Source organism: Paenibacillus shunpengii (assembly GCF_042684905.1).
Lineage (GTDB): Bacteria > Bacillota > Bacilli > Paenibacillales > Paenibacillaceae > Paenibacillus > Paenibacillus shunpengii.
Genome location: NZ_JBHUMJ010000002.1, coordinates 2,039,620 through 2,060,432 on the forward strand (window position 1 = coordinate 2,039,620; position 20,813 = coordinate 2,060,432).

At 44.3% G+C, this 20,813-nt stretch carries 19 protein-coding genes; 16 read left to right on the plus strand and 3 right to left on the minus strand.

Features of this window, described 5'->3' with window-relative positions; translation table 11 throughout:
• The first annotated feature begins 77 nt into the window (after nt 1-77).
• The 3 genes from thiD to ACFSVM_RS09505 all read left to right on the plus strand — a co-directional run bounded on the left by thiD (nt 78) and on the right by ACFSVM_RS09505 (nt 1,849).
• Nucleotides 78-893 (plus strand): bifunctional hydroxymethylpyrimidine kinase/phosphomethylpyrimidine kinase, encoded by an 816-nt coding sequence (thiD, locus tag ACFSVM_RS09495; RefSeq protein WP_076315234.1) that lies wholly within the window; start codon nt 78-80, stop codon nt 891-893.
• Nucleotides 894-1,154: 261 nt separating this feature from the next.
• Complete coding sequence (locus tag ACFSVM_RS09500) at nt 1,155-1,388, plus strand: hypothetical protein (RefSeq protein ID WP_379261692.1); 234 nt, start codon at nt 1,155-1,157, stop codon at nt 1,386-1,388.
• 20 nt (nt 1,389-1,408) lie between these two features.
• Nucleotides 1,409-1,849 (plus strand): hypothetical protein, encoded by a 441-nt coding sequence (locus tag ACFSVM_RS09505; protein WP_379261693.1) that lies wholly within the window; start codon nt 1,409-1,411, stop codon nt 1,847-1,849.
• A 63-nt stretch (nt 1,850-1,912) separates the two neighbouring features.
• On the opposite strand, the gene glsA is transcribed toward ACFSVM_RS09505, so the two are convergent.
• Nucleotides 1,913-2,857, minus strand: a complete 945-nt coding sequence (gene glsA / locus ACFSVM_RS09510; protein WP_076315236.1) for a glutaminase A — start codon at nt 2,855-2,857, stop codon at nt 1,913-1,915.
• Between the two features lie 222 nt (nt 2,858-3,079).
• Here glsA and ACFSVM_RS09515 point away from each other — a divergent pair, with 222 nt between their 5' ends.
• A complete protein-coding gene (locus ACFSVM_RS09515) occupies nt 3,080-3,547 on the plus strand; it encodes a DinB family protein (protein ID WP_090727005.1) in 468 nt (155 codons plus the stop codon).
• An 89-nt stretch (nt 3,548-3,636) separates the two neighbouring features.
• Entirely contained in the window at nt 3,637-4,203 is a 567-nt protein-coding gene (locus ACFSVM_RS09520; protein ID WP_379261696.1) for a 5' nucleotidase, NT5C type, read from the plus strand.
• Between the two features lie 150 nt (nt 4,204-4,353).
• Here ACFSVM_RS09520 and ACFSVM_RS09525 read toward each other — a convergent pair whose 3' ends face one another.
• Nucleotides 4,354-4,482, minus strand: a complete 129-nt coding sequence (locus ACFSVM_RS09525; RefSeq protein ID WP_076315239.1) for a DUF4023 family protein — start codon at nt 4,480-4,482, stop codon at nt 4,354-4,356.
• A 338-nt stretch (nt 4,483-4,820) separates the two neighbouring features.
• Here ACFSVM_RS09525 and metE point away from each other — a divergent pair, with 338 nt between their 5' ends.
• From metE to ACFSVM_RS09550, 5 genes are all read left to right on the plus strand, one after another.
• Nucleotides 4,821-7,112: a 5-methyltetrahydropteroyltriglutamate--homocysteine S-methyltransferase gene (metE, locus tag ACFSVM_RS09530; protein WP_379261698.1), complete on the plus strand. Its 2,292-nt coding sequence runs from the start codon at nt 4,821-4,823 to the stop codon at nt 7,110-7,112.
• Nucleotides 7,113-7,366: 254 nt separating this feature from the next.
• The gene (locus ACFSVM_RS09535; RefSeq protein WP_379261700.1) at nt 7,367-9,763 is read left to right on the plus strand and encodes a polyprenyl synthetase family protein; all 2,397 of its coding nucleotides are present in this window, start codon (nt 7,367-7,369) and stop codon (nt 9,761-9,763) included.
• Between the two features lie 261 nt (nt 9,764-10,024).
• On the plus strand, nt 10,025-10,162 hold the full coding sequence (locus ACFSVM_RS09540; RefSeq protein WP_379261702.1) for a hypothetical protein: 138 nt from the start codon (nt 10,025-10,027) through the stop codon (nt 10,160-10,162).
• 75 nt (nt 10,163-10,237) lie between these two features.
• Nucleotides 10,238-11,710: a protein adenylyltransferase SelO gene (locus tag ACFSVM_RS09545; protein WP_379262958.1), complete on the plus strand. Its 1,473-nt coding sequence runs from the start codon at nt 10,238-10,240 to the stop codon at nt 11,708-11,710.
• Between the two features lie 114 nt (nt 11,711-11,824).
• The gene (locus ACFSVM_RS09550) at nt 11,825-12,544 is read left to right on the plus strand and encodes a hypothetical protein (RefSeq protein WP_379261704.1); all 720 of its coding nucleotides are present in this window, start codon (nt 11,825-11,827) and stop codon (nt 12,542-12,544) included.
• Nucleotides 12,545-12,667: 123 nt separating this feature from the next.
• Here the strand turns inward: ACFSVM_RS09550 and ACFSVM_RS09555 are convergent, their stop codons facing one another.
• Nucleotides 12,668-13,462, minus strand: coding sequence for a sulfite exporter TauE/SafE family protein (locus ACFSVM_RS09555; RefSeq protein ID WP_076315244.1), 795 nt, complete (start codon nt 13,460-13,462; stop codon nt 12,668-12,670).
• 152 nt (nt 13,463-13,614) lie between these two features.
• Here ACFSVM_RS09555 and ACFSVM_RS09560 point away from each other — a divergent pair, with 152 nt between their 5' ends.
• From ACFSVM_RS09560 to ACFSVM_RS09585, 6 genes are all read left to right on the plus strand, one after another.
• Nucleotides 13,615-14,052: a hypothetical protein gene (locus tag ACFSVM_RS09560; protein WP_379261706.1), complete on the plus strand. Its 438-nt coding sequence runs from the start codon at nt 13,615-13,617 to the stop codon at nt 14,050-14,052.
• Between the two features lie 159 nt (nt 14,053-14,211).
• Nucleotides 14,212-15,525, plus strand: a complete 1,314-nt coding sequence (locus tag ACFSVM_RS09565; protein ID WP_379261708.1) for an extracellular solute-binding protein — start codon at nt 14,212-14,214, stop codon at nt 15,523-15,525.
• A 57-nt stretch (nt 15,526-15,582) separates the two neighbouring features.
• Nucleotides 15,583-16,464, plus strand: a complete 882-nt coding sequence (locus ACFSVM_RS09570; RefSeq protein ID WP_379261710.1) for a carbohydrate ABC transporter permease — start codon at nt 15,583-15,585, stop codon at nt 16,462-16,464.
• 83 nt (nt 16,465-16,547) lie between these two features.
• Nucleotides 16,548-17,423, plus strand: coding sequence for a carbohydrate ABC transporter permease (locus ACFSVM_RS09575; RefSeq protein ID WP_379261712.1), 876 nt, complete (start codon nt 16,548-16,550; stop codon nt 17,421-17,423).
• Nucleotides 17,424-17,467: 44 nt separating this feature from the next.
• Nucleotides 17,468-19,237, plus strand: coding sequence for a sensor histidine kinase (locus ACFSVM_RS09580; RefSeq protein WP_379261714.1), 1,770 nt, complete (start codon nt 17,468-17,470; stop codon nt 19,235-19,237).
• The gene (locus tag ACFSVM_RS09585; protein WP_379261716.1) at nt 19,234-20,799 is read left to right on the plus strand and encodes a helix-turn-helix domain-containing protein; all 1,566 of its coding nucleotides are present in this window, start codon (nt 19,234-19,236) and stop codon (nt 20,797-20,799) included. The genes ACFSVM_RS09580 and ACFSVM_RS09585 overlap by 4 nt, the downstream gene beginning before the upstream one ends.
• Nucleotides 20,800-20,813 lie beyond the last annotated feature (14 nt).

Genomic DNA, 20,813 nt, shown 5'->3' on the forward strand with positions numbered 1-20,813 from the left:
ACTCTAAAATCGTTTGACAAGCTCTTGAATTCGCAGTAGGATGATTCCAACTGTATATTGTAAAGGAGAATACCATCATGACTATTCCAAAAACATTAACGATAGCTGGTTCAGATACAAGCGGAGGTGCTGGCATTCAAGCGGATCTCAAGACTTTCCAGGAGCTCGGCGTCTACGGTATGACGGTTCTCACAACTGTTGTTGCGATGAAGCCTGATACGTGGGATCACCTTGTATATCCTGTAGACCTTGGCATCGTAGAGGCACAGCTTCGTACTGTTCTTGACGGAATTGGATTTGACGCTATGAAGACTGGCATGCTGGGCTCAGTTGAAATTATTGAGCTTGTTGCTTCGGAACTGAAGCGTAGTGAGCATAAAGGAATCGTAATCGATCCTGTAATGGTGTGCAAAGGTACTGACGAAGTGCTTCAACCGGAAAATACCGAGGCGATGCTGAAATATCTTATCCCTGGAGCAGATCTGGTTACGCCTAATTTATTTGAAGCTTCCCAGCTGGCGAAGACAGGACCCCTTCGTTCTCGTGAGCAGATGCAGCAGGCAGCTGCCATCATTTATGAACATGGAGCGAAGAATGTCCTCATCAAAGATCGGGGCGTCATTGAACCTGGACGAGCAGTAGATCTGCTATATGATGGCAAGAGCTTTGAATGGCAGGAAGCCGATGTCGTACAAACTAACTATACACATGGTGCGGGATGTACAACTTCTGCGGCGATTACTGCCGGTATTGCGAAGGGCTTGTCTGTAAAAGATGCAGTTCGTGAAGGGAAGTCCTTCATTACCAAAGCGATTGCAGGCGGTTTCCCGCTGAACCGGTTTGTAGGACCTACACTGCACGCAGCTCACAGACTTCAAGAATCGGTTAAATAGCATTAGACATATTTCATGTTAGTATACAAATTGAGGGGTTCGGTGAAGAAGTTCGGCATAGCAGAAGTTTGAAATTCACGGACTTTGTTATGACTGGAAAAGAGTAAAAGATCAATTGAAGCAAACAGAAATAAGCATTTTTTAGTGTTTATTTGGTTTGTCCATTTGATTATTTACTCTACGGACGTATTCTCTATGGTTAACCGCAGAGTAGAGCTCTGCGGTTTCTTTGTGTTGATCTATTTATAAGGAGGATGTTTTATGAAACGATTATTAAACCAGCTGCATGTACCTTTACAATTTGAACGGACCGATCATACTTTTTGGCAAGAGCCCCATATTGCTGATCAATTGTTAGAAGTTCATCTAAACTCTGATGCTGAAGGAGCCAGTAGAAGCTTTGAATTTATCGATAAATCTATTGATTTTATTCAACTAGCTGCTCCCCAGAAACCTTATCAAAAAGTCTTAGATTTAGGCTGTGGCCCGGGTTAAATGAATCAAATAGGTATGATTTGGCCCTATTGATATATTGTGATTATGGTGCTCTTGCGCCAGCAGATCGCAGTAAATTGCTTTTTAACATTTGGAACAGTTTGAAGAATGGTGGAATGCTATTATTAGATGTGTTCTCTCAGTATAAATTTGATCAGTTCAAGGAAGAACAATATTGGAGTTTGCATGAGAACGGTGGTTTTTGGTCTGGGGATTCCTATGCAGCTATCGTAAGAAATCTCAAATATCCGAATCGAGTAACATTAGAGCAAACGACAGTGGTTACTGAGGACAAGATAGCAACCTATAACATCTGGCATCAATTCTTTACAGCAGAATCATTGATTGAAGAGGTAAGTGCTGCAGGGTTTACTGTAAAAGGAATTTACAATGATGTATCGGGTGAAGCTGGCACTGAAGAGAGTCAAACGATCGCCATTTGGTTAGAAAAACAAATATAAATGTGAACAGAAAGAAGCTACACATCGTTAAAGCTGTCCAAGTGTGTAGCTTCTCTTTCCGGATTAGAACATGCTCCAGTTCATCTGCTTGGATACGATCTCAAGCAAATGAACTCCTGCCTGGCTGTTCCCCTTATCATTCAGCGAAGGACCAATAACGCCGATTCCGTATCGACCAGGAACAAGTGACAAGATCCCACCGGAAACACCGCTTTTGGCAGGCAAACCAACATCAATGGCAAATTCGCCAGAAGCATTGTACATGCCGCATGTTGTCATGAATGTCTTCGCAATCTGTACATATCTCTTGGGCAGCAGTCTATTCCCCGTAAGTGGATCCATGCCATCAAAGGCAAGAATTAACCCCATTCGCGCCAAGTCCGCACACTGAACCAGGATGGAGCAGTGCCTGAAATAAATGTCCAGTACCTCATCCACGTCTCCAATCAGCACTTGATTCCCCTTAAGAAAGTAGGCAATCGAACGATTTAGATCGCCGCTTTCCAGCTCTGAATTGAAAACATCGATATCATAAGCAAGTTCATCTTTTCCGGTCAAGCTATGAAATAAGTTTAAAATTCGCTGCGATTTCTCCTCCATGTTTCTGCCATGAATGAGAGAAGTAACTGTAATCGCACCTGCATTGATAAAAGGATTGAAGGGAATACCTGGACGCACAAGCTCAAGCTTCAGCATGGAATTGAAATTGTCTCCTGTGGGCTCCATGCCAACACGTTTGAACACTTCATCCTCGCCATTATCCATGAGCGCGAGAATGAGTGTAAACACTTTTGAGATGCTCTGCATGGTAAACACCTGGGAACAATCTCCTGCAGATACAGATTCGCCGTCAGGTGCAAGGATGGTGATGCCGAGTGCATCATGTGGAGCTTTGGAAAGCTCGGGAATATAAGAGGCAACTTTTCCATTCACGGAACAGGGGATACTGGCTTCCACCCAGCTCGGTAATGACTGCCGCAAGGTACCTAGTTCTTTTTTATCGGACATTCAAAATCTCTCCTTTACACGGCTATCCATTATTTTCTCTGTATAAGAAAACATCTAATTTCTTAATATCTTAGTTTACCTTATTTGAAGTTCTGGGGGAACAAAATAGCAAGCAAGAATCCGATCATTTGATTGAATTTGACTGAAGTTAGTATTACCTTGCATAGAGGATTTAGTAAAATTTTGTATAATATTGATACAAATAGAAGAGGAGGGGACGTAATGAACAGTAGACATGAGGTATTATTTGAACAGTTGAATACATATCGAATGGAGCTGCTACACCTTGTGCAGGACGTTACCGCAGAAGAAGCAGAGATCATACCTGCGGGGTTCAACAACAATATTAGATGGAATCTGGGGCATATCATTCTAGATCAGTATTTATGGATACGTGTTCTTACTAAGGAAGAACTGGCAGTATCAAGTGCATTTAATGAGTGGTTCGGTTATGGAACCAGTCCGGCCCAGTTCACAGAAGATACCCCATCCTTGCCTGAGCTGGCCGCTCTATTGAAGGCACAACCAGGCTTTATTCGGGAGACATACAAGGATCGAATGGAAGAAGAGTTTGCTCCTACAGAGATGGGAATGCACACAATTGAGCAAGTGCTCATCCGAACTATTTTTCATGAAGGACTTCATTTGGGTGCGATTATAGCTATAAAGAGACAAATCAGAAATAAATAATTCATGTCTGTCGTTTGACAAATGCTTTCTTCTAATGTATCAATAAAATGAATTAGAAAGTAAGATTTCAGCCAATAGCAGGAGGATCTATGACGAAGCCCGTAGTAGCAGTAGACATGGACGATACGATATGTCATTTCATCAGAAGAGCAATATTTCATAACAACAATGATTTTCCGACACATCCATTACGGTATGAAGACATGATCGACTGGAACACGGATCACCTGCGTCATCCAGACAGTACGCGTGATGTATTCTTTAACCGGCCGCGAATTTACGAAGAGCTGGAGCTATTTGATGAGCATGTTGTAGCTGAGATGGAGAAGCTTAATGAAGCATATGATCTGATTATCGTTACGGCGGGAGACCCTTCATCGGCAGCGGAGAAGTGGAACTGGCTTCAGAAGCATATGCCGTTTATTTCTTTACAGCAGATGTTTGTGTGTAAAAGGAAATCTCTGATCGAATATGATCTTCTCATCGATGATGGTATGCATAATCTATTGCCCGCCATAGAGCGAGGGAAGAAGGTTCTCTGTATCCCTCATCCATGGAATCTAAAGGCACTGGAGCAATACAAAGTACCTGTGATGGAATCATGGGAAGGTGCAAAAGAAAGAATTGATGCGATCTTCAATATGGAGCAATCATGAAACTATCAAGATTGAATGATGGATTTGAAAAAGCCTGACACGTCAGGCTTTTTTCTATAGGTCGCATCTCTGTCGGAAACAGAGGCTTGACCAAACAGACAGGCTCCTGAAAATCTTAAAACGACAAAAATGTAGATATATAAATGTCGTTTACTTATTGGTACTATGCTGCTTGGATGGGAGCTTATCGCCAGGCGTGCCTTTGCCATTATTTTTGTTATGGCGTTGTTTCTCGGCATTTTCGTTTAATTTCTTCACATATTCATGAGTGCTTTCCATGATTTGTTGCCTCCTCTTAATTAAGTTCTTCTTCGTTCGTTTACCTTGCTTAATATAACCACGCACTGCTCAATATATTTCATGATTCGACCTAATCCACTCCATTTGTTTGTCGTTTGTTTTTGTGGCTTTTCGACAACTTTAAATCAACTTATTTGACGAATGAATGATCCACTCCTGTGGAGTCATACGTAATCATGTATTCGACAATTTATCCTTCTCTCTGCTGTTAGCTATAGCTACAGGCTATAACCAGATATAGTTTATTACAGTTACACTATAACCTTTGATCCGTGATATCTTTTGTTTAACAATTTTTCAGATAGGAGTGTTAAGAAATGGTTAAGAGCAGCATATTAGGATATCCACGAATTGGGGCACAGAGAGAATGGAAAAAAGCACTGGAGGCTTATTGGGCAGGCAAACTTGAAGAAGCCGCGTTTCATGAACAATTGCGAGAGATTCGCTTAAGTCATTTAAGCAAACAAAAAGAACAAGGAATCGATCTTATCCCTGTTGGTGACTTCAGCTACTACGATCAAGTGCTGGATACGGCTGCAATGTTCGGTATCGTACCACAGCGCTTTACATATGATGGCGGCGCTGTACCCCTCTCCATGTATTATGGGATTGCTCGCGGAACCGAAGAGGCCACAGCAAGTGAAATGACAAAATGGTTCAATACGAATTATCACTATATTGTTCCTGAATTGGACGGAGCAGCTCCAGCACTTACAGAAAATAAACCTCTCATTGCCTACAAAGAGGCGAAGGAGGCACTCGGTATTGAAGGTAAACCGGTCATCATTGGACCGCTGACCTTCCTGAAGCTGTCCAAAGGCTACAAGGAAGGAGAGCTGGATCAATGGATCGAGCAGCTCCTCCCGCTATATAATCAAATCCTTAAGGAATTGTCGAATGAAGGTGTGGAATGGGTGCAGGTTGATGAACCGATCCTTGTGACGAAGCTGGATTCACAGGACATCCAGCGGCTGCAAAAGATCTACAGTACCTTTGCAGCTGCAGCACCTAAGCTCCAAATTATGCTTCAAACCTATTTTGAATCCGTTGAGAACTATGAGGATATCATTCAGCTGCCGGTACAAGGGATCGGACTTGATCTGGTTCATGGATATTCAGGCAATGTAAGGTCGCTCGAGAAACATGGATTCCCTCAAGACAAAGTGCTTGGAGCTGGTATTATCGATGGACGCGGGATTTGGAAAGCCTCATTGCGTGACAAGCTTGCACAGCTGCAAGATATCAGCAAATGGGTATCTGAGGATCGTCTCATTGTTCAATCTTCCTGCAGCCTGCTTCATGTACCTGTATCCCTAGCAAGCGAAACAGCTCTCGCCCCCGAACTGAAAGGCGCATTGGCCTTTGCCGACGAGAAGCTGAAGGAGCTGGTTCTTCTGACCAAGGGGATCAATCAAGGAAGCGAGGCAATCCAAGCAGAGCTTGCCGATTGTGATGCGTCTCTAAGTGCGCTGGAACAGTCACCAGATCGCAAGCGTAACGATATTCGTGAGCAGGTCGCAGCCATTAGCTCCGTCAATCCAGAGAGAAGTCAGCCATTCTCGAAACGTCACCTGCTTCAACAGGATAAATGGGATTTGCCGCTGCTACCTACAACCACGATTGGCAGCTTCCCGCAGTCGGCTGAGGTACGCAAAGCGCGCAGACTCTGGCGTAAGGGCGAGTGGAGCGACAGCAAATACGAAGGCTTCATCAAGGAGCAGATCGATACATGGATCCATCTGCAGGAAGAGATTGGACTGGACGTGCTTGTACACGGAGAGTTTGAACGGACAGACATGGTTGAATTTTTCGGTGAGAAGCTTGGCGGATTTGCCTTCACTCAGAACGGCTGGGTACAGTCCTACGGCTCTCGCTGCGTGAAGCCGCCTGTCATCTTTGGGGACATTCGATTTGAAGAACCGATGACGGTCAAAGAAACGAAATATGCCCAATCCAAAACTTCACGTCCTGTTAAGGGGATGTTGACAGGTCCGATCACTATTATGAATTGGTCATTTGTGAGAGATGACATTTCAAGAGAGCAGATCGCCTATCAGCTTGCTTACGCACTAAGACAAGAGGTTGAAGCGCTTGAACTGGCGGGCATTGGAATGATTCAAGTCGATGAGCCTGCAGTTCGTGAAGGACTTCCTTTAAAAGAAGAAGAGCAGGCAGAATACTTGGCTTGGTCAGTGAAGGCTTTCCGCTTGACTACAAGCACGGTGAAGGACTCCACCCAAATCCATACCCATATGTGTTACTGCGAATTCCATGATATGATTGATTCGATTGAAGATATGGACGCAGATGTCATTTCGATCGAGACATCACGCAGTCACGGTGAGCTTATTCATAGCTTCGAGGATAATACTTACAAGCTGGGCATCGGACTTGGAGTCTACGATATTCACAGCCCGCGTGTTCCGAAGGTTGAAGAAATGACCTCTATGATTGACCGTGCTCTGCGCGTGCTGGATCCTAAATTATTCTGGATCAATCCCGATTGCGGTTTGAAAACAAGAGGAGCCGAAGAAACGGTACAATCACTGAAGCATATGGTTGAAGCGACCCAAGCAGCTCGGGAAAAATATGCGGTTTCCATCAAATAACAAATCGTGATCCTTATTTCGCAACTTTTTCGCAGTATTAAGAACCTGGCAGACCAGCCAGGTTCTTTTTTTGTCTTATTCCGTGAAGGATGTTAATTTATATCCATAGTATTCATTCTGAAGTTACTTACCAAATGAAGATTCGAACAATACATTTGTAACCCATCAGCTTGTAATACGTATAGGAACAAAGAGAATTGATGAAATCTATAATTAAACATATACAAATTAGGAAACTGAGGTTAGACAACAAAATGATTAAGCAATATACAGATCAATCCGAGACATGGTACCTGCAATCCGAACAGAAGGCGACGGCGTATTTTAAACTGCTACAGCAGCAAGTATGGGATAAGAGTTATGTATCTGCGCTGAAGGATGATTTCAAAGTGTGGAAGAACAAACATATTCATCGACGTTCGATATGGTCTTTTTTTTCGCAGGATAAACAGAAAATGGATGCCAGCAATTATCACAAATACCTATCTTACTTGAATATAACGGGAAAATTAGATGATTATCTAGATCGCAGTGTATCTTATTTTTACTTAAGGGATATGGGCAAATATCTGGATTCTCCGGATACCGAGCTGAAAGTGCAGCAGATGGTTACCATGATTAAACGTCATTTGATAGAACCTAAGCATAGTAATGAAAAGGGGAAGTCACAGCCGGATTTCGTAAGCTTGGCTTCTTTTTATCGGTGGGCTCAGAAGGAAAAGGTGGAGCCGGCGGCCATTTGGGTGATGAATAAGCTAAACAGCGTCTCCTCCCATATCCCTGAGCAGATGAATGCGGAGCAGGCTCAGCGCAAGCTGATTAAGATCATATTTGGCGTTGTTATGCATGTCCTGGATGATATGGATGGCGATACACCGCCTACAGAACGGGCAAGGAGAATTGATGAGGCAATAAGACTCGGATATTCCTATGGCCTGACTTATCCTTATATTGACGATCTGCTCGATTCCGAAACGTTAAGCACCCAGGAGAAGGAGAGGTACGCTCATTTTATTCGAACGGCACTGCTTACCGGAAAAGTCCCTGCACTACATATTCAAGAATGGTCAGGAGATAATACAGCACTCATTGAATTTATTCATTCTGAGCTTAAGGAAGCATTTGAGTATATTAAAAATTATCAGCGCCCGGAGTCGATAAATACTTTTTTTGAACAATCCTATGTGTTCTTTGAGTCACAGGACATTGACCGTGTAAAAAGCCTTGAAAACACAAGCTACACCAATGAAGAGCTGTACCTTCCTGTCATTCTCAAATCCTCCTCCTCCCGGCTCATTGTGCGTTCCGTCATCAGTGCTCCTGAGGATGAAGGCTTTGATTATCGAACCTTTTACTATGGGATCTACAATCAGCTGGCGGATGATTTCGCGGATATGTTCGAAGACTTGGAGGATGGCGCGGTTACGCCCTATACGTACTATCTAACACACCGGGATCATAGAACAGATTTGGTTAACCCTTTTGAGTTATACTGGGCAGTGATCTCGAACCTGATTCACAATGTATACAAGTCTGATCCGAAGACGAGAGAAGTGATATTAGATCGGGCAATCAATGGTTTGAAGCGCTGCAAGAAGCGTGTCGGTCAACAAAGATACAACGAAATCATGCAGATTTTTTCTTCCGGGCATCCTGAGTTTAACCAGCTCATTCAGTACATGGTGGATAAAGCAGAAGACGTCGACTTCTTCGACAAATTGCTGCGAGATGAGATGCTGAACGTGATGAAGCATGATCAATCCGAGAAAGAAAAGTTTCTAGAGACGCTTAACTCAGCTCAGAACGAAATCAACCGTGTGCTTGAGATCACGAAGCCTGAAGGCATCTCTCCAATGAAGGAGCCGCTCATCGATGCTGCCAACTATAGTCTTGAAGGAGGAGGCAAACGTCTGCGCCCACTGCTAGCCTGGGTTATGGGAGTCAATGAATATGGTCTGGAATATTCGTCCCTTATCCCGCTCCTTCGATCGCTGGAGTATATGCATACGGCTTCCTTGATCTTCGATGATCTTCCATCACAGGATAATGCGGCTACCCGCAGAGGCCGGGCTACACTGCATGAGGTGCACAGCAGTGCTATTGCTGAGTTAACCGGGTTGTTTCTGATTCAAAAAGCGACGGAGGAACAAACCTCCCTGCATCAATTCGACCCAGCTTCGGTGCTCTCTCTGATCCAATACTCCTCCCAAAAGGCAGGGGAAATCTGTATGGGGCAAGCCATGGACCTGAATTCCAAGGGGAAGCCGCTGACACTTGCCGAGCTTGATATGATCTGTTTCTACAAAACAGGGATTGGATTCGAAGCCTCTCTCGTGATGCCGGCAATTCTTGCTAAGGCGAATGAAGCTGAAGTGAATCTGCTCAAAAAGTACGCTTACCATGCAGGTATTGCCTTTCAGATTAAGGATGATCTGCTTGACGCCGAAGGGGATGTAGAGGCATTAGGAAAGCCGATCCAACAGGATGTTGAGAATAATAACTCCACCTTTGTCACTGTGCTAGGTAAGGAAGGTGCGAGCAAGATGATGTGGGATCATTATTGTAACGCCATCGAAGCCCTGAATGAAATGTCGAGAAAAACCGATTTTCTGAAGCATTTGCTTGACTACATTATTAATCGGAACAATTAAATTAGAAATACAAGAAGGAAGCTGTATAGAGCTTAACAGCAGGGTCGGCGAATAAACGCCGGCTCTTTTTTTTATTATTCAAAAGGACGCCTTATTCTTGTGATTGTAATCACAAGTCAGCAAGTTATCCAATGATAATTTGAGAGTAGATTCATTAGAAATTCATGATTCATTAGACACTTGAATTCACGCATAATATTGGAGCGATTCAGGAACTGACGGGAAAGCGGATCTTATCTTAATATGAGGAGTGTGGTGAAGTTGATTAGAACAAACCTGAAGCAATATCAAGAATATCAGCAAAATAACACTTTTGGATCTAAAGGACTTTCTCCAGGTTTTTTGGTAAACTTAGGATTAAGCATTAAAGCTGCGATTGCAGATCAATACGAGTTGTGAATGCGGATAAGTTTGGCTTTGCCGTAAACAATACAAAAGTGGAGTTTTCATTTTGATGAGAATATAGGAGACATGATGACAAATATGAATGCAAGTAAGGATGCAGGCTGGAACTTGGATCAGAGCTATTCCCGACTGCCGAATCTGCTATATAAACCTACAGAACCTTCTAAAGTTAAAGCTCCAAGCATTGTTATATTTAACAAACCGCTTGCGATGTCACTAGGATTGAATCCAGATTTGTTAAATAGTGATGAAGGAGCAGCCATTCTCGCAGGCAATATCCTCCCCGAAGGAGCTATTCCCATCGCTCAGGCGTATGCTGGACATCAATTTGGGCATTTCAACATGCTTGGGGACGGGCGCGCCATTCTGTTAGGTGAACAATTGACGCCAGACGGTGAGCGTTTAGACATTCAGCTTAAAGGAGCGGGAAGAACGCCTTTCTCCAGAGGTGGTGATGGAAGGGCAGCGCTCGGACCGATGCTTCGTGAATATATTATTAGTGAGGCGATGCATGGACTTGGAATAGCTACAACCCGCAGTCTGGGCGTTGTCTCAACCGGTGAACCCGTATATCGTGAGAGCGTGCTGCCTGGCGCTGTACTCACCCGTGTTGCAGATAGTCATCTTCGTGTTGGAACCTTTCAATTTGTGAGAAATTGGGGAAGTATCGAGGATCTAAGAGCACTCGCTGATTACACATTAATTAGGCATTATGCTGATGTAGAGCAGGATGAAGGACGATATTTGAATCTCCTGAAGAAAGTGGTGGAACAACAAGCATCACTCATCGCAAAATGGCAGCTGGTCGGCTTTATTCATGGGGTCATGAATACCGACAATATGGCGCTGAGCGGAATCACGATCGATTATGGTCCGTGTGCCTTTATGGATACATATGACACGGCAACCGTATTCAGTTCCATCGATCGAGAGGGCCGCTATGCATATGGCAACCAGCCTCAGATCGGAGGATGGAACCTGGCACGTTTTGCAGAAACGCTGCTGCCCCTCCTGCACGAGGATGAAGATACTGCTGTGAAGATGGCCGAAGAGACGTTATCAGAATATTTCAGCTTATTTCATCAGAACTGGCTGTCGGGTCTACGATCCAAGCTCGGTATATTTAATGAAGAACCAGAAGATGAGGCTTTAATAGCCGAGCTGTTGGATATGATGCAGGAGCATCAGGCGGATTATACGAATACGTTCCGTGCATTGACTTTGAATCAGCTGGCTGGTCAAGTCATGTTTGATACGCAAGAGTATAAGGAATGGCATTCCAAATGGCAGAAGCGTCTAGAGCGGCAAGAAGAGAGCAAGGCTGAGTCGCAAGCTTTAATGAAGAGAAGCAATCCTGCCGTGATTCCTAGAAATCACAGAGTGGAGGAAGCGCTGGAAGCAGCTGTGGAGGATGAGGATCTGTCGGTGATGGAGCAGTTATTGGAGGTTCTAGCTGATCCGTATGCCTATTCCAAGGAACAAAAGGAATATGCCATACTGCCTCCGAAGGATTGTGAATATCAAACCTTTTGCGGGACTTAATTCACGAATGGATTCAAAATGCCGATATATATAGAATCAATGAGGAGCATGCATTTCACCTAATTGGTAAATGTGTGCTTTTTTATGTCCTGATCGCGAGAGGATGGGTAAACAATGTTAATAGACAAGATCAGTGAGTTTGTTCTATTGGAGAGTATGGTGATGATTCGGACGCGGGATCATACATTCGGAGGACGTATTACATATATTGATGGAGATGTGTTTGAAATTGCACTAAATGAGAACAAGAGGATCTCTCTCGGGGAATCCATAGGCATCACCATTTATGCAGAAGGATTGATTACCTTTGATACCTATCCTATCGGCCTTTATCGAAAACATATATTATGTATTCTTCCTCCGCCGGTTCAGAAAAGATTCTTCCAGCGTCGCAAAGAAGTACTGCTGCCGGTACATCAGCTAACTTGTATTATTGAAAGAGAACTTAAGTCAGCAGATGCTGGATCGCTGAGCAATGAAACAGACTCTATAGGTGAAGTGAAAAATTTGAGCATGAACGAGATCTTGTTTGCCGCAGGATCCGTTCTTGGACTTCAAAGAAATGATCGGGTTACCCTTCATCTTGGAGAAGATCTGCAGCTTCAAGCCGTTGTTCAGCATATCAAGCATAGCGGAGAGCAGCCACTCTATCTCGCTGAACTGCAAGAAGTTACGAAATCTGCGAAACAGACACTCAAGTCCTTAATGATCGGTCAATTAGCGATACATAGAAATGCACAAATTGAATCGGAGCTTGAGGTGGTAGATCATGATAACAAATCAGACGAGATCAACTCTTACATATTTAACAATTATAGAGCAAATAAGAAATGATGCTTGTGAGATCGAATACAGCAGGTACTAAAATGCGTGATTTTCCTTCAAACATGATGTTTTAAAAATATAGGTTGGAGCATTCCAGCCTATATTTTTGTGTTTAACTTAGCTGCCCTGTTGTTAGCTCTTGAACATTAACCGTATCGCTACGAAGATCAGCGCAATGGACAGGAAGCGCAGAATGACTCCTCCTGGCAGCTTCGATGCAATTCTCGCTCCAAGCTGACTGCCGATGAGAGAACCTGCTGCCAGCCACAATAGTTTCATGAAATCGATATGTCCTAAGGCTAGATGCGCAATACTTCCTGATGTAGCAGAGATCAGGATCGATAAGCTGGAAGTGGCGGCAGCGATATGTGCTGGAAACGAGAGCAGCATGACCATCGTCGGTACCATGACAGAGCCTCCCCCGATGCCGAAGAAGCTGGATATGAATCCGACAACCAGTGCAATGGAGACGCCGGCCTTTAGATTAAATGAATAGGTGTGTGTTGTTCCACTCGCATCACTGAATGCTCGAGTAACCGTAGGCTTCAGTAATGAATTTTGTGATTTTTGCGGTTTTTTCAGTAGAAATATCGCCATGCATAGTAGAAAAACACCCAGTGCCACGAAAAATCCACGATTACTCACAATATTGGCTGTAAAGGCACCGAGAACAGAACCAGGTATCATGGCGACCGCGAATAATGTGCCACTCTTCATATCAATTCTTCTCTGCTTCACATAAGCAATCGTGCTGGATAGTGATCCGAACACTAATACAGCTAGAGACGTTCCGACAATCTCCGAGACAGGCATATCATAGGCGAAGGCAAGAAAAGGAACAATGATAAATCCTCCGCCAAGTCCAACGACCGCTCCGCATAATGAAGACAATACTCCGACAAGGAGCAGTACGACAATTTCAATCATATGTAAACCTTCTTCCGTGTGAATTAGCCAACCCTTATTCTACATGAATCACAAACCTTGCTCCATAACCAAGTCACATATGTATATAGGCAGAAACACGTTCCACTAAGTAAAATAAAGGAAATTACATAAGTGAAATGAGATGAATATATTTGAAAAAAATATCCGAAATTGAAGCTCAAGCATATGGAGTCTATACGAAATTTGATCAGATGGACAATGGCGAGAGCAAATTCCGTTTAAACTGTTCTATGGACGGAAGCTCATATTGCAGGACAGTAGCACCTGATGCAGGTACTTGGCAGAACAGTCATTTTCACCGGGCAGCAACAGAGCTGTACATTGTGCAAACAGGATGGATTATTTATGCGGAAAAGCGTGCTGATCAGCTATTAGTCCAGATATTAAGAGAGGGAGACAGTGTCGTATTTCTTCCAGAAGTGCATCACAATATTTATCTGTCCGCCGGGTCGGTAATCCATACCGTTAAATACGGTCAGAGTTTATTTGAGCAGGATTGGTATGCTTCACCGGAGCTGGATGAGCTCACAAGAAGGATCAATCCCGAAGTGCTGTTCAAACTCCTTTAAGAAAGAATTGACTATAAAATCGTTTATCGATAAGCCGCGATCATCGCGGTTTATTTTTATCCGTTATTTTTCTACCTTCTTACCGATGTTATTCTCCTTATCAGGTGTAAGCGCTTCTATTAGAATGAGACTTAACATATTTAAGGGGGTTAGCCATACATGAAGAAATGGAGTATTGTCCTTAGCTTGTGCTTGCTTATCTCGGTCATTGCTGCAGGATGCGGCGGAGGAAGTGGTACGAGTGGCAATAACGAAGATTCAGAGAAGGTGTCCATCACCATATGGCACAACTGGACAGGTCAGGATGCCAAGGCCGTAGCGATGCGAGGTATTATTGAGCAATTTAGAGCTGATCATCCCAACATTGAAGTGATTGATGAAGGACTGCCGTCCGATGGGCTGCGTACAAGACTCCGTACGGTGGCTGCCGCTGATGAAATGCCTGATCTTTTCGTCATGTGGCCGGATGCCATGACCAAGGAATTCGTTAAAGGGGATCTGCTCCAGCCTATTAACGAAGAACTTGACCAAAATCCGGAGTGGAAGGATAAGTTCATTCCCAATGCGCTTGACGGCTATACCGTGGATGGGAATATATACTCTGTACCGATGAACCTTGCGCCAAGCTCTTTTATCTATTACAACGAAGCCTTGTTCAAAGAGCACGGGGTTAAGGTCCCAACCACTTGGACGGAACTGGAGTCCGCAATTCAGACATTTAATGAGAAGGATGTCATTCCCATTGCTCTCGGTAATAAGGCTAACTGGGTAGTTCAATCTACACTATTCAGCACACTTGCCGACCGGATTACAGGAACAGAATGGTTCTTATCGGCGATCGAGCAGAGCGGTGCAAAATTTACAGATCCAGAGTTTGTAGAAGCTTTGAATGTGCTTAAGAAGCTTGGAGACTCAGGTGCTTTTCAGGATGGCTTTAACAGCATCGATGAAACGCAAATGATGCAGCTCTATTTTCAAGGAAAAGCAGCGATGGTCATTAATGGCGGATGGGCCCTGGCTAACCTGGTGAATAACGCACCGGAAGAAGTGCTGAACAATACCCATATCACGATACTGCCTCCAATCGAAGGAGGGAAGGGCCAGGAGAATGTAACCGCTGGAGTCGTCGGCACGGGTCTTGGTGTTAGCAAGAAGCTGACTGGCGAACGCAAAGAAGCAGCTATGGAGCTATTTTATGAATTAGCCGGTCCAGACGGTCAAAAAGCAACGCTTGAGAGCAGCACGCTCGTCAGCTATGACGTTGAACTGGATCGAAGCAAGGCTCATCCACTCTTTGTAGAACTGTATGAACTGATGCAGGATGTCAAGATTACGCCTGTATATGATTCCAAGTTTGGCTCAGCCGCAACCGAAGTGGTCAACAATAGCCTGCAGGAGCTGCTGATGAACGGCAATCCGGAAGAGGTTGCCCGTAAGATTCAGGATGCCCAGGCTGCAGCCGTTGGAAAATAGAATAATCCCCTTCCCGATAGGGGAGGGGTATTCTCATTTAAAGGGAGTGTCAAAGCCATGAATGCATTGCGAAATCGCCGCTTTATTGTTATAGGACTCGCTCCTGCAGTAATTCTATATGCGCTGTTCGTATTCGTACCGGTCATTTGGTCAGCGTACTATGGTTTTTTTGACTGGTCAGGAATTGGGGACGCGGTCTATATCGGAGTTCAGAATTACGCAGAGATTTTTAAAGACCCGATCTTTTGGCGAGCACTGAAAAACAACATTATCTTTGTGCTTGCCTCTGTTTTTGGACAGATCCCACTTGCGCTGGTCTTGGCCGTTCTGCTGCATAAGAGCAGCTTTCTGCAAAAGTTTCTACGTTCAGCTGTATTCTTACCTATGGTCTTGTCTACGGTTGTTATTGGTATGATCTGGCAGTATATCTATCACCCTCAGATCGGTATCTTGAACTTTCTCCTGGATGCACTACATCTCGAGAATTGGAAGATGGAATGGCTGTCAGATCCGGCCATCGCGATCTATTCGCTCGTTCCTCCATTACTCTGGAGCTTTGTCGGATTGTACTTAATCATCTTCGTCTCAGCACTTCAGAACATCCCAGGTGAAATTCATGATGCAGCTAAGATTGACGGAGTAACAGGGATTCGAAAAATATGGAGCATTACTCTGCCCATGATTAAAAACACCGTGCAGGTGGCCGTCATCTTGTGCATATCCGGCAGCTTGAAGTCATTTGATCTCGTCTACATCATGACAAAGGGCGGACCTGCGCATACCACAGAATTGCTGGCAACCTACATGTATAACTCTACCTTTACGACCTATCGTTACGGATTCGGAAGCGCCATTTCGACAACGATCGTACTGATCAGTCTCTTATTGATTGGAACAAGTCAGTGGCTCGCTTCGAGAAAAAAAGAATCATCGGTGTAATTTGCATTTTTCAGAGTTGATTATAGGCCAAAATACATTTGCAAATTAAATCCATGCCAATAGAATTGAAAGGAGGCATACACATGCAGCCAAACATTGCAGGTTCAAGACCTGCCGTTTCTCAAGCTTCCACTTTGTTTCGTCGTATCGGAAGAGCGTTATTTTGGTTTGTGCTTTTGCTCTATGGAATTGTGACATTGTATCCTTTTGTATGGCTTGTTACGAGTGCCTTCAAGACCAATGAGGATTTCTATAACAGACCCTTTGGATTACCGGAAGTCTGGAAATGGGAGAATTTCACTGTAGCCTGGGAGAGCGCAAACCTTGGAAATGCCTTTAACAATTCGATGATTGTATCAATAGGCTCCTTGGCACTCACCTTATTTATATCCGCTCTTGCCTCCTTTGTGCTTGCCCGGTTTGCCTTTCGATGGAAGGGGATTATGCTTGCATTTTTTGTTATCGGCATGCTGATTCCTATACACAGCACATTGGTTCCTTTGTTTATTCTAATGAAGCAGATGCTTCTATTAAATACGTACTGGGCTCTAATCCTGCCTTACACTGCTTTTGCCCTGCCAACAGCCATCTTTATACTTACTGCATATTTGACCAGTATTCCTCGTGATATTGAAGAGGCCGCGTTTATGGATGGTACAGGGCTGTGGGGATTATTTTTCCGCATTATGCTTCCGATGTCACTGCCCGCCCTGTCTACAGTCACGATCCTTAGCTTTTTACATGCATGGAATGATTTCTCATTTGCCTTGGTGTTCATTAATAAAACAGAGCTCAAAACACTGCCATTAGCCATCGCCAATTTTGCCGACGGTTATCAGACCGATTATGGACTTACGCTGGCTGCGATGACGTTGTCTATTATCCCAACAGTTCTCCTCTACCTGCTGTTTCAGGAGCAGATGATGAAAGGGATGACAGCCGGAGCAGTCAAGGGTTAACGAATAACAATACCAATAACCACATCATGAAGGAGGGGTATCTCTTGAGGAGCTGGCTACGATCATCATTACAGCGTAAGCTGTCCGTGCTCATTGCTGGTTCGATCATTGTACCCCTCGTGGTGCTTGGTTTATTTGCCTTTGATACAGCGGCACGCATTTCGGAAGAGAAGGCCACGCTGTCCGGTATTGACTATCTCAAACAGCTGGAAGCAAATTTAAAATTTATGCTTCAGGATGTAGACAATTTATCCATCTATTTGATTGGTGAGCGAGATATCCAAGATTATCTGGTGCAGGACGAGGATCAAGAGGAAGAGAGGCGGGAGATTATAGGCAGAATGACCAACCTTGCCGCCTCCAAATCATATATAGCCAATATTGTGATTCAGCCCGAACAATTCTCTGCCGATTTGACGACAGCAAACTGGTATGAAGCGGATATACCTGAGGGAGCATTAACCGAAATTAGACAAAAACACTGGTCTCCTGTATACCGAATTGTAAATTACGCTGGAGAACAGTATGTGATGACCCTGACCAGGCCCATAAGAAGTATTCATGATTATAAGCATCTTGGATGGCTGTCCATCAGCTTGAGTGAGAAAGAAATTTCTCATCGGCTTGCTGAAAAAGAGTTCGCGAGTGGGAACGGTAGAATCGAACTCATTGATTCTAACGGTGTGATTCTATCTTCTCCTGACAAGACCCGATTAGGGATACGAATCGAAGATCAATATCCAGGACTTCTAACGATGCTGAATCAAGGAACAAGCGGGTCGGCGGTGTACGGAGAGAAGAAGGAGAAGAAGACGGTCATGTACGTGCGAGAGCCTTCTACGGGATGGACACTGATCGGCTCTATTCCCTATGACCAATATCGTGAAGAGAACCGTTATATCTTAACCATTACAGCGGTTGCGGTTGCAATCTCGGTTCTGATCAGCGCGTGCTTAGTCTGGGCGACTGTGCGCAGAATTACTCGACCTTTGCTGCTTCTTACACGTCATTTATATCGGATTAATCCTCACGAGCCGCTCCCCCATTTCAGAGTTACAACCGAAGATGAGATCGGTAAGCTCGGACAGAGCTATAACCTGCTCGGAGCACATATTGAACAGCTCAAGCAGGATCTGATCCGTGAGGAAGCACGTAAAAAAGAAGCCGATATGCAAGCGCTTCAAGCACAGATCAATCCTCATTTTCTATACAACACATTAGCATCGATCCACTGGATTTCACTGATGGCCAAAGAGAAGCGAATTGCTGATATGGTGGAGGGGCTGAGCCAATTTTTGCGTTTAAGCTTGAATCATGGGCAGGAGTATTGCCCTGTCTCCCAAGAAATAGACCACATCCACCAATATGTCCGGGTGCAGAATATTCGTTATCCTGACAAGTTTAAGATCGAATATATGGTTGATCCAGAGCTGGAGAATAAATGGATGCTTAAGCTGCTCCTGCAGCCATTGATCGAGAATGCGATGATTCATGGCCTTAACAAGAAGGACGGACCGGGCTCAATCCTGATTATGGTTCGGAAAGCGCAGAATCGGATGAGCTTTCTAATCTTAGATGATGGGGCTGGCATGTCGATGAATCGCTTAGAAGACGTCCGCAGAATGATAGAAACCCCTGCAAATGGGCATGAATCGTTACATGTTCGTGTGAAGGAGGGCAGTTACGGACTAAGAAATGTGAACGAGCGTCTTCTGCTGCATTACGGTCCTGAAGCTCATCTTGAAATTGACAGCAGGGAAGGCGGAGGAACCCGAATTGCTTTTACCCTGCCGATGATGGAGGAGACGATATGAGAGTACTCATTGTTGACGATGAAGAAATTATCAGAGAAGGATTAGCCCAAGTTATATCCTGGTGTGAGCTTGGACTTGAGCTGCTTCAGCCTGCTGCTTCTGGAGAAGAAGCTCTTCAGCGAATCGAACAAGAGTGTCCGAGTATTCTAATGACCGATATACGAATGAATGGAATCTCTGGACTTCAGCTATGTGAACGAGCGAAAACGATTCTGCCTGACCTGGAAGTGATTATCTTGTCTGGGTATGATGATTTTTCATATGCTCAAACCGCCATTCGGCAGGGGGTAACGGATTATCTGCTCAAAACAAGTCCTCCTGAGGATATTATCCGCACCGTTCTTGAGGCTAAACGCCGGATTACGGAACGCTGGGCTGAGAAGGGAAGGGATGTATTGCAGGCCCGTGAGGAATTCGAACGAAAATGGGTACAGTGGATTGTTCATGGGGAAGTGACAGAGGGAACGATCGAGTTCTTAGCAAACGGTTTGTCTGGGGACAAGACAATTAATCATTTCAGTTCAGGCTGTAAGGTGCTTATATGGGAAGCCAGTGGATGGAATGGACCCAACTATTCATCAAGACTTCTGTTATTTGCCCTTCGAAATCTACTACAGGATCTCGTACCTAGCTGTATCTATTTGATTCATCAACAAACCTTGGTCTGCCTTATCCCTGCTGATGATGCTCAAGATTTACCTCGTTACGGATCATGGTCAAGACTACTTGAAAGAGCAGAGAGCTTGCTTAAATGCTCGATACGAATGGCAGCGGGAAGCTCTGTAGCGAATTTAGAAAATGCGCATGTGAGCTACGAAGAAGCTGCCTGTGCTCTGCGGTATTTACCTCTCCTGCCTGATAAGATAATCAAGTACCTCGACATTGAACACCGGAGAGGTGGGAAAAACATTATCAGTCCAGAAGAAGAGAACCAGCTGGGCGTCATTCTACTAGACAACGATCCTGTCGCTCTCAAAGTATGGACCGCACAGTTATATGAGAATTTGATCATGGATCCGGAATGTACCTTCGAAACGGCAATGGCTTGTTTACGGTCTGCTGCTGTGGCGGGACATCGATGGATGGACAGGACAGTTCGAATGCTCGGCTCCGACGGAGAGGTCCATATCGAGTCGAGCTTAGAGGCAGAGGGAAATGGATTTATTCCGGAAGCAGCGCTGTTCCGCTATCTTCATGCCATCATGTCCAGCTATCATGCTCAAGTCAGTCAAGGTCCAGAATCCCATGTGGATCGAGCAAAAGCATTCATGGAATCGGTATCACTCAGAGAGGTGAATCTTCAGCATGTAGCGAATCATCTGCATCTGCATCCTGGTCATCTTAGTGAACTGTTTAAGAAGGTGACGGGCAGATCCTTTGTTGAATTTGTCACTGAACTAAGGATGAAAAAAGCAGAGGAGCTGTTATCCGTATCTCCTGCTAAACTTAGCGAAATCGCACTGCTAATCGGTTATGAGGATGTAAAATATTTCAGCAGACTGTTTAAGAAGCATTACGGCCTAACCCCAAGTGATTATCGAGAGAATCGATCTTCTATTTAATAAAATAACAACAA

Coding starts and splice junctions, on each gene's coding strand:
- thiD (WP_076315234.1), top strand. CDS start 78: ATGACTATTCCAAAAACATTAACGATAGCTGGTTCAGATACAAGCGGA.
- ACFSVM_RS09500 (WP_379261692.1), top strand. CDS start 1,155: ATGAAACGATTATTAAACCAGCTGCATGTACCTTTACAATTTGAACGG.
- glsA (WP_076315236.1), bottom strand. CDS start 2,857: ATGTCCGATAAAAAAGAACTAGGTACCTTGCGGCAGTCATTACCGAGC.
- ACFSVM_RS09515 (WP_090727005.1), top strand. CDS start 3,080: ATGAACAGTAGACATGAGGTATTATTTGAACAGTTGAATACATATCGA.
- ACFSVM_RS09520 (WP_379261696.1), top strand. CDS start 3,637: ATGACGAAGCCCGTAGTAGCAGTAGACATGGACGATACGATATGTCAT.
- ACFSVM_RS09525 (WP_076315239.1), bottom strand. CDS start 4,482: ATGGAAAGCACTCATGAATATGTGAAGAAATTAAACGAAAATGCCGAG.
- metE (WP_379261698.1), top strand. CDS start 4,821: ATGGTTAAGAGCAGCATATTAGGATATCCACGAATTGGGGCACAGAGA.
- ACFSVM_RS09535 (WP_379261700.1), top strand. CDS start 7,367: ATGATTAAGCAATATACAGATCAATCCGAGACATGGTACCTGCAATCC.
- ACFSVM_RS09545 (WP_379262958.1), top strand. CDS start 10,238: ATGACAAATATGAATGCAAGTAAGGATGCAGGCTGGAACTTGGATCAG.
- ACFSVM_RS09550 (WP_379261704.1), top strand. CDS start 11,825: ATGTTAATAGACAAGATCAGTGAGTTTGTTCTATTGGAGAGTATGGTG.
- ACFSVM_RS09555 (WP_076315244.1), bottom strand. CDS start 13,462: ATGATTGAAATTGTCGTACTGCTCCTTGTCGGAGTATTGTCTTCATTA.
- ACFSVM_RS09565 (WP_379261708.1), top strand. CDS start 14,212: ATGAAGAAATGGAGTATTGTCCTTAGCTTGTGCTTGCTTATCTCGGTC.
- ACFSVM_RS09570 (WP_379261710.1), top strand. CDS start 15,583: ATGAATGCATTGCGAAATCGCCGCTTTATTGTTATAGGACTCGCTCCT.
- ACFSVM_RS09575 (WP_379261712.1), top strand. CDS start 16,548: ATGCAGCCAAACATTGCAGGTTCAAGACCTGCCGTTTCTCAAGCTTCC.
- ACFSVM_RS09585 (WP_379261716.1), top strand. CDS start 19,234: ATGAGAGTACTCATTGTTGACGATGAAGAAATTATCAGAGAAGGATTA.